The organism is Micrococcus sp. LASM2_SD2 (assembly GCF_057364565.1).
Map to the genome: position 1 here is coordinate 1 of NZ_JBNFOB010000053.1, position 11343 is coordinate 11343.

The 11343-nt window shown below is 72.1% G+C and carries 10 protein-coding genes and 2 pseudogenes; 9 read left to right on the plus strand and 3 right to left on the minus strand.

Annotation, left to right across the window (positions count from 1 at the left end; genetic code table 11):
• A partial coding sequence (locus AC2W7A_RS04710) for an IMP dehydrogenase (RefSeq protein WP_485990341.1) occupies positions 1 to 556 on the minus strand: 556 nt, incomplete at its 3' end.
• 277 nt (positions 557 to 833) lie between these two features.
• Here AC2W7A_RS04710 and AC2W7A_RS04715 point away from each other — a divergent pair.
• The 4 genes from AC2W7A_RS04715 to AC2W7A_RS04730 all read left to right on the plus strand — a co-directional run bounded on the left by AC2W7A_RS04715 (position 834) and on the right by AC2W7A_RS04730 (position 6165).
• The gene (locus tag AC2W7A_RS04715; RefSeq protein WP_485990342.1) at positions 834 to 4553 is read left to right on the plus strand and encodes a multifunctional oxoglutarate decarboxylase/oxoglutarate dehydrogenase thiamine pyrophosphate-binding subunit/dihydrolipoyllysine-residue succinyltransferase subunit; all 3720 of its coding nucleotides are present in this window, start codon (positions 834 to 836) and stop codon (positions 4551 to 4553) included.
• Positions 4554 to 4663: 110 nt separating this feature from the next.
• Positions 4664 to 5269 carry a GDSL-type esterase/lipase family protein gene (locus AC2W7A_RS04720; protein ID WP_485990343.1) on the plus strand — a complete coding sequence of 202 codons (606 nt, stop codon included), beginning with the start codon at positions 4664 to 4666 and terminating at the stop codon, positions 5267 to 5269.
• A gap of 200 nt (positions 5270 to 5469) precedes the next feature.
• The gene (locus AC2W7A_RS04725) at positions 5470 to 5544 is read left to right on the plus strand and encodes a 50S ribosomal protein bL37 (protein ID WP_485990350.1); all 75 of its coding nucleotides are present in this window, start codon (positions 5470 to 5472) and stop codon (positions 5542 to 5544) included.
• A 168-nt stretch (positions 5545 to 5712) separates the two neighbouring features.
• Positions 5713 to 6165: a hypothetical protein gene (locus AC2W7A_RS04730; RefSeq protein ID WP_485990344.1), complete on the plus strand. Its 453-nt coding sequence runs from the start codon at positions 5713 to 5715 to the stop codon at positions 6163 to 6165.
• 53 nt (positions 6166 to 6218) lie between these two features.
• Here the strand turns inward: AC2W7A_RS04730 and rsrA are convergent, their stop codons facing one another.
• The gene (gene rsrA / locus AC2W7A_RS04735; protein ID WP_485990345.1) at positions 6219 to 6455 is read right to left on the minus strand and encodes a mycothiol system anti-sigma-R factor; all 237 of its coding nucleotides are present in this window, start codon (positions 6453 to 6455) and stop codon (positions 6219 to 6221) included.
• Positions 6452 to 7222 carry a sigma-70 family RNA polymerase sigma factor gene (locus tag AC2W7A_RS04740; RefSeq protein WP_485990346.1) on the minus strand — a complete coding sequence of 257 codons (771 nt, stop codon included), beginning with the start codon at positions 7220 to 7222 and terminating at the stop codon, positions 6452 to 6454. Before AC2W7A_RS04740 ends, rsrA begins: the two co-directional genes overlap by 4 nt.
• Before the next feature lie 341 nt (positions 7223 to 7563).
• Between AC2W7A_RS04740 and AC2W7A_RS04745 the strand changes: the two are divergent.
• From AC2W7A_RS04745 to AC2W7A_RS04765, 5 genes and pseudogenes are all read left to right on the plus strand, one after another.
• Positions 7564 to 8640 (plus strand): annotated as a pseudogene (locus AC2W7A_RS04745) (3-phosphoshikimate 1-carboxyvinyltransferase); the annotation flags it as partial.
• 184 nt (positions 8641 to 8824) lie between these two features.
• On the plus strand, positions 8825 to 9931 hold the full coding sequence (gene rsgA, locus AC2W7A_RS04750; protein ID WP_485990347.1) for a ribosome small subunit-dependent GTPase A: 1107 nt from the start codon (positions 8825 to 8827) through the stop codon (positions 9929 to 9931).
• A 48-nt stretch (positions 9932 to 9979) separates the two neighbouring features.
• Positions 9980 to 10831, plus strand: a complete 852-nt coding sequence (gene hisN / locus AC2W7A_RS04755) for a histidinol-phosphatase (protein ID WP_485990348.1) — start codon at positions 9980 to 9982, stop codon at positions 10829 to 10831.
• Positions 10824 to 11069, plus strand: a complete 246-nt coding sequence (locus tag AC2W7A_RS04760; protein WP_485990349.1) for a hypothetical protein — start codon at positions 10824 to 10826, stop codon at positions 11067 to 11069. Before hisN ends, AC2W7A_RS04760 begins: the two co-directional genes overlap by 8 nt.
• Positions 11060 to 11343, plus strand: a pseudogene (locus AC2W7A_RS04765) (hypothetical protein); the annotation flags it as partial. The gene AC2W7A_RS04760 and the pseudogene AC2W7A_RS04765, both read left to right, overlap by 10 nt.

The window sequence follows — 11343 nt, forward strand, 5'->3', positions numbered from 1 at the left end:
CGGCCCGGGCGGAGGCGGCGATCTGCCCCGGAGCGCCGGAGGGCACCTCGTCCGCGGCGAGCACCAGCACGGGCGGGGCCATGACGGAGCCGACCGCCGCCCAGCGGTCCTGACCCTCGCAGTCGGCGCGGGTGAGCAGGCCGAGGAGGCGGCCGTCGTCGTCCACCACGCAGACCGCGTCATGGTTGCGGCGGTCGAACAGGTGCAGCGCGTCCAGCAGCGGTGCCTTGGGGCCCACCGTCAACGGGGTGTCCAACACCGGGTGGGCCGCCTTCACCCGAGAAGTGACCCCGGCGATCACCTCCGGGTCCACGTCCTGCGGGAGGATGCCCAGGCCACCCCGCCGGGCCATGGTCTCCACCATGCGCCGGCCCGTCACCGCCGTCATGTTCGCGGCCACCAGCGGGACGGTGGTGCCGGTGCCGTCGTCCGTGGAGATGTCCACGTCCATGCGGGAGGTCACCGAGGAGCGGGAGGGGACCAGGAAGACGTCCGAGTAGGTGAGGTCCGAGGTCGGGCGGGTGAGGAAGCGCATGGCGCCAGTGTCCCAGATCATCCGGCCCGGCGGGGAACCCGAGACGGACGAGGAGGACCGGCCGTCCGGAGTGGCCAGAACGCCGCCTGGGAACACTATGATGAACAGAAGGCGATTCACCTGCCCTCTCCGCCGTGCGTGCGCCACCGGGCGCGGGCCGGACCGGGCGGAGCCGGCAGGGGTGAGATCGCGGCCGCATGGCCGACCCCGCGGGGCCGACCGTGGAGACGGCCGGCGCCGCCCGGCGCCGTTCCGTGCACCGCTGACCAAGCATCACTCAGAGAAGAGGCGTTACACAGTGCCAGAGCTCACGACCGACCGACTCGCCGAAGAGTTCCCGGGCAACGAGAGGCTCGTCGCCGAGATCTACCGGAAGTACCAGGCGGATCCGAAGTCGGTGGACTCCCAGTGGGCCCAGATCTTCGCTCGGCTCGAGGCCACCCAGCCCGCGGCGCAGAAGTCCGCCACGAAGCCCGAGAAGGCCGAGAAGAAGGAGTCCTCGCCGGCCGAGGACCCGGGCAAGAAGGCCCCGTCGACGTCCTCCTCCGCGAAGGACAAGCCCGCCGCGAAGAGGTCCGCCTCCGGCGTGAGGAAGTCCACCTCCTCCTCCAAGGCCGTGCCCTCCGAGCCGACCGCCTCCGAGAAGTCCGGTGAGAAGAAGGAGGAGAAGGCCACCGTGCTCAAGGGCATGGCCAAGGCCGTCGCCTCCAACATGGACGCCTCCCTGTCCATGCCGACCGCCACCACCGTGCGGGACCTCCCGGCCAAGCTGCTGATCGACAACCGCGTGGTCATCAACAGCCACCTCGCCCGCTCCCGTGGCGGCAAGGTCTCCTTCACCCACCTCATCGGCTACGCCGTGGTGAAGGCCCTCGGCCAGATGCCGTCCATGAACGTCACCTACGAGGAGCGCGACGGCAAGCCCACCATGGTGGAGCCGGCCCATGTGAACTTCGGCATCGCCATCGACCTGCCGAAGCCGGACGGCACCCGCTCCCTCGTGGTGCCGAACATCAAGGCCGCCGAGACCATGAACTTCCTCGAGTTCTGGAACGCCTACGACGACCTGGTGAAGCGCAGCCGCGCCAACAAGCTCACCATGGACGACTACGCCGGCACCACCGTCTCCCTGACCAACCCGGGCGGCATCGGCACCGTGCACTCCGTGCCCCGCCTCTCCAAGGGACAGGCCGCCATCATCGGCGTCGGCGCGCTCACCTACCCGGCCGCGTTCCAGGGCGCCTCCGAGTCCACCCTCAACGACCTGGCCGTCTCCAAGACGATCACCCTCACCTCGACCTACGACCACCGCGTCATCCAAGGCGCCGGCTCGGGCGAGTTCCTCAAGATCGTCCACGGCCTGCTGCTGGGCGAGCAGGACTTCTACGACGACCTCTTCGAGGACCTGCGCATCCCCTACGAGCCCGTCCGCTGGGCCCAGGACATGCAGGTCAACCCGGAGGAGCAGGTGGGCAAGGTCGCCCGCGTGCAGCAGCTCATCCACGCCTACCGGGACCGCGGCCACCTCATGGCGGACGTGGACCCGCTCGAGTACACGATGCGCTCCCACCCGGACCTCGACATCCTCGAGCACGGCCTCACCCTGTGGGACCTAGACCGCGAGTGGCCCACCGGCGGCTTCGGCGGCAAATCCGTCCTGACCCTCCGGAACATCCTCGGCGTGCTGCGCGACGCCTACTGCCGCACCATCGGCGTCGAGTACATGCACATCCAGGACCCGTCCGAGCGCGCCTGGTTCCAGGAGAAGCTGGAGCGCCCGTACGCCAAGCCCACCCGCGAGGAGCAGCTGCGCATCCTCGGCCGCCTCAACGCCGCCGAGGCGTTCGAGACCTTCCTGCAGACGAAGTACATCGGCCAGAAGCGCTTCTCCCTCGAGGGCGGCGAGTCCCTCATCCCGCTGCTGGACGGCGTGCTCTCCGAGGCCGCCGACTCCGGCCTGGACGAGGTCACCATCGGCATGGCCCACCGCGGCCGCCTCAACGTGCTGACCAACATCGCCGGCAAGACCTACTCCCAGGTCTTCCGCGAGTTCGAGGGCGCCACCCCGGGCGGCGCCTCCGGCTCCGGCGACGTGAAGTACCACATGGGCACCGAGGGCACCTTCGTGTCCGACGCCGGCAACCGCACCAAGGTGTACCTGGCCGCGAACCCGTCCCACCTGGAGGCCGTGAACCCGGTCCTCGAGGGCGTGGCCCGGGCGAAGCAGGACCGCCTCAACCACGGCACCGAGAACCCGGACTCGTTCTCCGTGCTGCCCATCCTGGTGCACGGCGACGCCGCCTTCGCCGGCCAGGGCGTGGTGGGCGAGACCCTCAGCCTGTCCCAGCTGCGTGGCTACCGCACCGGCGGCACCGTGCACGTGATCGTGAACAACCAGGTCGGCTTCACCACCCCGCCGTCTCAGGCCCGCTCCTCGGTGTACTCCACCGATGTGGCCAAGACGATCCAGGCGCCGATCTTCCACGTCAACGGCGACGACCCGGAGTCCGTGGTCCACGTGGCCCGCCTGGCGTTCGAGTACCGCCAGCGGTTCAACAAGGACGTCGTCATCGACCTGATCTGCTACCGCCGCCGCGGCCACAACGAGGGCGACGACCCCTCGATGACCCAGCCGCGCATGTACAACCTGATCGAGCAGAAGCGCTCGACCCGCAAGCTGTACGTGGAGTCTCTGGTGGGCCGTGGCGACATCACCCAGGACGAGGCGGACTCGGCGCTGAAGGACTACCAGCAGCGCCTGGAGCAGGCCTTCGCCGAGACCCACGCCGTGCACACCGGGGCCATCCCGACCGTCGGCACCGGCATCGAGCCGGTCGGCGAGAAGGACCGGCTGCCCGAGGCACCAGAGGGCACCGCCATCTCCGCCGAGCTGCTGCGCGAGATCGGCGAGGCCCACCTGGCCTCCCCGGAGGGCTTCACCGTGCACCCGAAGCTCACCGCCCTGCTGGAGAAGCGCGCCAAGATGGCCGTGGACGGCGGCATCGACTGGGGCTTCGCCGAGCTGGCCGCCTTCGGCTCCCTGCTGAAGGAGGGCGTCTCCGTGCGTCTGTCCGGCCAGGACTCCCAGCGCGGCACCTTCACCCAGCGCCACTCGGTCTTCCACGACCGCGCCACCGACGACGAGTGGACCCCGCTCAAGGACCTCGCCGCCGCCGACGCCAAGTTCTGGGTCTACAACTCGCTGCTGTCCGAGTACGCCGCCCTCGGCTTCGAGTACGGCTACTCCGTGGAGCGCTCGGATGCACTCGTCCTCTGGGAGGCCCAGTTCGGCGACTTCGTCAACGGCGCCCAGACGGTGATCGACGAGTTCATCTCCTCCGCCGAGCAGAAGTGGGCCCAGTCCTCCTCGGTCGTGCTGCTGCTGCCGCACGGCTACGAGGGTCAGGGACCGGACCACTCCTCCGCCCGGATCGAGCGCTTCCTCCAGATGTGCGCCGAGGACAACATGCGCGTGGTGAACCCCTCCACCGGTGCGAACCACTTCCACCTGCTGCGCGAGCAGGCCTACGCCCGTCCGCGCAAGCCGCTGATCGTGTTCACGCCGAAACAGCTGCTGCGCCTGAAGGCCGCCGCCAACTCGGTGGAGGACTTCACCGAGGGCCGCTTCCAGCCGGTCATCCCGGACGCCACCGTGAAGGCCTCGGACGTCAAGCGCGTCGTCCTGGTCTCCGGCCGCCTGTACTACGACCTCGTCGCCCGCCGCGCGAAGGAGGAGGACACCTCCACCGCCATCGTGCGCGTCGAGCAGCTGTACCCGCTGCCGGCGGACGAGATCAAGGAGCAGCTCGCCCAGTACCCGGACGCCGAGGTCGTCTGGGCGCAGGACGAGCCGGCCAACCAGGGCCCGTGGCCGTTCATGGCCCTGAACCTGGTGCCGCAGCTGGACCGCGAGGTCTCCCTCGTCTCCCGCCCGGCGCTGGCCGCGACCTCCGCCGGCACCAAGGGCCGCCACGACGAGGAGGCCGAGGTCCTGCAGAAGGCCGTCTTCGGCCTCTGACCCGCTCCGTGTGAGCGCCGCGGTCCGGCTCCGTGCCCACGGGGCCGGACCGCGGCACTTCCCGGACAGACACCCGTACACCGCAGAGAAGATCAGAAGGAGTCCCTGAAGTGGACACTCGCCAGATCCGCATCGCCGCCGTCGGCGACCAGCTCCTGGCCGGCGCCGGCGACCCCCGTGCGATCGGCTGGTGGGGACGCGTCCTGGCCCGCACCAGCGCCCCGGACGTGAGCCTGGAGAACTACGTGCTGGCCGTGCCGCACGAGACCACCGAGCAGCTCAACGACCGCTGGTGGACCGAGGCCTCCCGCCGCTTCGACGAGACCACGGAGAACCGCCTGGTGGTGGCCCTCTCGGACGCGGACCTGGACCTGGACGCCACGTCCTCGGCCCGTTCCCGCCTGAACCTGGCCAACGTGCTGGACTCGGCCGCGCAGAAGAACATCCGCACCCTTGTGGTGGGCCCGACCCCCTCCCTGGACGAGGAGCGCAACCAGCGCCTGGCCGAGCTGAACGCCGCCTACGCGGACGTCGCCGACCGCCGCCACGCCGTCTACGTGGACACCTTCACCCCGCTGGTGTCCCACGAGCAGTGGCGCTCGGATCTGGCCGCCGGCCAGGGCCGTCCGGGCCAGGCCGGCCACGGCCTCATCGCCTGGCTCGTGCTGCACCGCGGCTGGTATCAGTGGCTCGGCGTCCCGGAGCCGACCGCCTGATCCACATCTCCCCCGCCGGCACCCCCGGCAGGAGACACGACGACGGCCGCTCCCCTGCCCGGGGCGCGTCGGAGTCCCACAGACCACGACAGTCCCGCAGACCACGACAGCACAGGACGTCCTCGTCCCTCCCCGACCGGTGCACCCGCCGGGGTATGGAAGAATGGGTGAAGTTCGCAACCGAGAAGGAGGTGGCGCGGATGAGCAAGCGTGCCCGCAAGCGCCGCGACCGCAGGAAGGCCGGCGCGAACCACGGCAAGCGTCCCAACGCCTGAGACCAGGTGCTGGGGTGACCGCTGAGGTTCCCACAGACGACGAGGGCCCTCACCCGTTCGACGGGTGAGGGCCCTCGTCCTGTGTCTCGGTTGTGCATCGATCGGCCGTGTCCGGCCCGTCGGGCGCCCCCGGTGGAGGATCATGGCTGTCCACGAGGAGGACCACTCATGAAGGACCGCGGAGGAATCATGAAGGACCGTGGAGGACGGATCGCGCTCTGCGCCGGAGCACTCCTGCTGGCCTGCGGCTGCACCCAGGCGGACGCGGGGACGGGAGCGGAGGACGTCGAGAGCCCGGACGGACAGCACGTGACGATCATGGCGCTGACGACGCATCCTGGCCCGGCCGAGGAGGCCGGAGACGCCGCGCGGCTGACCGGTGTGCTGAAGCTGCACAACGGCTGCCTCGTGGTGGCCCCCGAGGGTGGTGGCGCCGCCGTGGTGCCCGTGTTCCCGGATCGAGCGGTGGACGAGACCGGGGACGGCCTCGTCTTCACCGATGCCGAGGACCGCACGCTCCTGCTGGCCGAGGGCGAGCAGGTCGACGTCGGCGGTGGCGGCGGAGAGCAGGAGTCCTGCCTGCCGGGCGCGGCGACCTTCACGGTCTGGCGGAACGGCTGACAGGATCCCCCGCGCCGGCCCCGCTCACTCGTAGCGGGTGACGCGGATCTGGGTCATCCGCATGCGATGGTGGCCCGCAGCTGCTCGGGTGCCTTCTCCTGGCAGCAGCGCCGCACCTCGGAGCGGATCAGCTGCTCGAATGCGGCCTGCTCGTGGCAGTCCGGGCAGTCCTCCAGGTGACGGCGGACGGCTTCGACGTCCTCTTCGGTGAGGGCGCCGTCCAGGTACTCGTAGAGTCGCTCCAGGTGGCCTTCGCCGAAGGCCCCGCAGCATCCGTCGGTGCGGTTCATCGCGTCGCCTCCTTCTGAGCAGCGGTGGTCTTCCTGCGCCCCTTGCCGGGTGTGGCGGTGACGTCCATGCCGCGGCCGGCGGCGTAGTCGGAGAGTGCCTCGCGCAGCTGCTTGCGGCCGCGGTGCAGGCGGGACATGACGGTGCCGATCGGCACGTCGAGGATCTCGGCGATCTCCTTGTAGGCGTAGCCCTCCACATCCGCGAAGTACACCGCCAGGCGGAACTCCTCCGGGATGGCCTGCAGGGCGGACTTCACCTCGGAGTCCGGGAGGTGGTCCAGGGCCTCGGTCTCGGCTGAGCGCAGGCCGGTGGAGGTGTGCTCGGCGGCGCGGGCCATCTGCCAGTCCTCCACCGTGTCCGTGTCCGCCTGGAGGGGCTCGCGCTGACGCTTCCGGTAGAGGTTGATGTAGGTGTTCGTCAGGATCCGGTACAGCCAGGCCTTCAGGTTGGTGCCCGGGCGGTACTGGTGGAAGGACGAGTACGCCTTGGTGTAGGCCTCCTGGACCAGGTCCTCGGCGTCCTGGGCGTTGCGGGTCATGCGCAGCGCGGCCGAGTAGAGCTGGTCCACGAACTCGAGGGCGTCGCGTTCGAAGCGGGCGCGGCGGTCCGCCTCGGACTCGGCGGCCACGTCGATGTCCGCCGTGTCATGCTCCGGCGCGTTCTCCGGGCGGGCGTACTCCGCCGGGTCCTGGTTCCGGGCCGGCTCGCGGCGTTGTGCCGGCTCCTGGGGGCGGCCGTCCTCGGCCGCGGGGGTCTGATCGCTCATCACCGGCCAGTCTACGGCGGCCGGTCGCGGCGGTGCGATGCAGGGCGCCATGCGGCGACCTCCTTCCTCGCCGGCCGTCCGGGGAGACGGACGGCGTGGGTGTCACCGGTGTCAGCGCCGTGGACGACGCCGCTATTCCCCGCCCCGCCCGGTCCGTCCTCGGTAGGCTGGAGGCCGTGCCCGATTCGCCCGTGACGCCCCACTCCGCCGGTTCCGCCCGCCCTGTCCCCTCGGCGGCGGCTCCGTCCTGGCCGGATCCGTGGCCGGCCCCGCACGCCCTCGGTCCGGTGGAGGGCACGGTGGAGCTGCCGGGTTCGAAGTCCCTGACGAACCGCTGGCTGGTGCTGGCCGCGATCGCCTCCGGCCCCTGCACACTGCACGGCGTGCTGCGCAGCCGGGACACGGACCTGATGCGCGCCGCCCTCACCGCGCTCGGCGCCGCGTTCGCCGATTCCCCGGACGGTGCCCTGCACGTCACTCCCCTGCCGGTCTGCGAGCCGCTCCCGGCCCCGGTGGACGTGGACTGCGGCCTGGCCGGGACGGTCATGCGCTTCCTGCCGCTGGTGGCCGCGCTGCGTCCGGGCGTCGTCCGCCTGGATGGGGACCCCGGCGCCCGCGTCCGCCCCATGGGCGCCACCGTCCAGGCCCTGCGCGGCCTGGGGGTTCAGGTCACTGAGGCGGGCGAGCCCGGTCGTCTGCCGCTGACCCTCACCGTCCCGGACGGGCTGCACGACGACGGCCCTCGCCTGCTCGAGCTCGACGCCTCCGAGTCCTCCCAGTTCCTCTCCGCGGCCCTGCTCAGCGCGTGCGCCCACCCGGGCGGCCTGACCGTCCGCCACACCGGCGCCACGGTCCCGAGCCCGGAGCACGTGGGCATGACCCTGGCCGCGCTGCGGGAGGTCGGCGTCCCCGCCACCGCCGTGGATGAGCGGACCTTCACCGTCCCCGGCACCCGGCCGCGGCCCTTCACCGTGACGGTGGAACCGGACCTGTCCAACGCCGGCCCGTTCCTGGCCGCCGCCGCGGTCACCGGCGGCGCCGTCCGCATCCCGCGCTGGCCCGCGGAGACCACCCAGATCGGGCAGCGCTGGCGGCGCCTCCTCCCGGCGTTCGGCGCCCAGGTGGAGTTCACCCCGGACGCGCAGGACCCTTCCCACGGAGTCCTCGAGGTCCGCGGCGGCCGGGACGCCTCCGGTACCCCGCTCCTCACCGGAGCCGGCGAGGTCCCGGACACCGCGGAGCTGGCCCCCACCGTGGCCGCCCTCGCCGTGCTCGCGGACGGCCCGACGCAGCTGACGGGCATCGGGCACCTGCGCGGACACGAGACCGACCGCCTGGCCGCCCTCACGGCCGAGGCCGCCTGCTTCGGCGTGACGGTCGCCGAGGGCGTCGACCGTCTGGACTTCCCCGGTCGCGGGGCCGCCGGGGACCTGAGGCCGGCGGAGGCCCAGACCTACCACGACCATCGGATGGCCACGTTTTGCGGCCGTCGTCGGGCTTGCGGTGCCCGGCACCAGGGTGAGGGACGTGGCCACGACCGCCAAGACCATGCCGGACTTCCCGGCGATGTGGGAGGCGCTGGTGCGCCGAGAGGAGGCCTGAGTGGGCCGTCGAGTGGACCCGAACGCCTGGGACGAGTCGCATGTGCGGGTGCGGCCGAACAAGAAGGGCTCCCGGCCGCGCACCAAGCGGCGGCCGAAGCACGAGGACGCGCAGATCGCCATGGTGACCACCGTGGACCGCGGCCGCTACACCGTCTCCCTGGACGGCCAGGACGCCCTGGTCACCGCCATGCGCGCCCGGGAGCTGCGCCGCAACCCGATCGCCACCGGGGACCGGGTGGCCGTCGTCGGGGACGTGTCCGGGCAGGAGGGCACCCTCGCACGGATCGTGCGCATCGAGGAGCGCGAGACCGTGCTGCGCCGCTCCGCGGACGACTCGGACGCCGTGGAGCGCGTGGTGGTGGCCAACGCGGACACCCTGGTGATCATGGTGGCCGCGGCGAACCCGGAGCCGCGCACCGGCTTCATCGACCGCGCCCTGGTGGCCTGCTACGACGCCGGCATCCACCCGCTGCTGCTCATCACCAAGACGGACCTGAAGGACCCGGCGGACCTGGTCCGCCACTACGAGGCCCTGGACCTGGAGGTCATGACCTCCGGCGCCTCCGTGTTCGGGCAGGAGACCGGGGACACCAATCTGGACGTCTCGTTCGTGGACCGGGTGGCCGAGCGCCTGCGCGGGCACACCGCCGCCTTCGTGGGCCCCTCGGGCGTCGGCAAGTCCACCCTGCTGAACGCCCTCACCGGCGCCGAGCGCGCCACCGGGCACGTCAACGCCGTCACCGGGCGCGGCCGCCACACCTCCTCCTCCGCGCTGGCCGTGCGCCTGCCGGACGCGGACGGCACTCCTATGCCGGACACCTGGGTGGTGGACACCCCCGGCATCCGCTCCTTCGGCCTGGGCTGGGTGGAACCGGACCGCGTGGTCGAGGCCTTCGACGACCTCTCCGGCGCCCTCGCCGACTGCCAGCCCGGCTGCACCCACCTGCGCAAGGACGGCGACTGCGGGCTGGACCCGTGGGTCGAAGCCGGGAAGGCCGGAGCCGCCGGCCCCCACCGTCTCGAGTCACTGCGCCGGCTGCTGGCCAACCGGGCCGGTGCCTCCGAGCCGGGCTCGGAGTCCTCGGAGGCGCCGCAGGAGGGCTGAGCGGCCGAGATCGGCCCGGAGCGGGCCGGACAGGATAGCGTGGGGCCCATGGAGAGCACCGGAGCCGACACCACCGCCCCCGCCGCCGGCAATCCTGCCCAGCGGGAGCACAAGGACCACACGGACGACCTGCGGCTGGCCCACATGCTCGCGGACAACGTGGACTCGCTCACGATGTCCCGGTTCAGGTCCCTGGACCTCGAGGTGTCCACGAAGCCGGACCTGACACCGGTCTCGGACGCGGACACCGCGGCCGAGGAGGCCATCCGCTCCGCCCTGTCCCGGGCCCGCGCACGGGACGGCATCCTGGGCGAGGAGTTCGGCGAGACCGAGGGCCGCGACGGCCGCACCTGGGTGATCGACCCCATTGACGGCACCAAGAACTTCGTGCGCGGCGTCCCCGTGTGGGCCACGCTGATCGCGCTGCTGGAGGACGGCGAGCCGGTGCTCGGCGTGGTCTCCGCTCCGGCCCTGCACCGCCGCTGGTGGGCCGCGAACGGCCAGGGCGCCTTCGCCGGCACCTCCCTGACCCGCGCCGAGCGCATCCGCGTCTCCGGCGTCTCCGACCTCTCAGACGCCTCCCTGTCCTTCTCCTCGCTCGAGGGCTGGCGCGAGCGCGGCCAGATCCGCCCGTTCCTGGAGCTGACCTCGGACGTGTGGCGGGTGCGCGCCTTCGGCGACTTCTGGTCCTACATGCTGCTGGCCGAGGGCGCCGTGGACATCGCGTGCGAGCCGGAGCTGGCCCTGCATGACATGGCAGCCCTGGTGCCGATCGTGCGCGAGGCCGGCGGACGCTTCACCTCCCTGGACGGCCGTGAAGGACCGCACGGCGGCAACGCCCTGGCCACCAACGGCCTGCTGCATGACGAGGTGCTGGGCCGCCTGCGCGCCGATGGCTGAGCAGGCCCGCCCGGGCTCCTCCCGTCCGGGCTCCTCTCGTCCAGGCTCCTCTCGTCCGGGCTCCGCCTCCTCCGTCCCGACGACGGCCGCCCGCCGCCTGTCCGGACCCGTGGTCCTGTGGGTGGGCCTCGGCGGCGCCGTGGGGGTGCTGCTCAACGCGGGGACGCATGCGCTGGCGGACGCCGCGGGCGCGGCGCTGCTCGGCACGACCTGGGGACGACGCCCGGCATGGTCCTGACGAACCTGCTCGGCGCCTTCCTGCTCGGTCTCCTCAACGGCCGCGCCCGTACCGCGCCGGCCCCGTGGGACCCGCGGATCACGGCGGCCCTGGGCACCGGCCTGCTGGGCGCCTACACCTCGTTCAGCGCCCTGGCCGCGCTGCTCGGCTCCCCGTTCACCACCGCCCTGACGGTCGGTCTGGCGCGGACCGCCCCGGGGAAGTCGTCGCCTCGTTCGTCCTGGGCCTGCTCCTGGTGGTCCTGCTCGCCGCGGCGGCACCCTCTGCGCCTGGG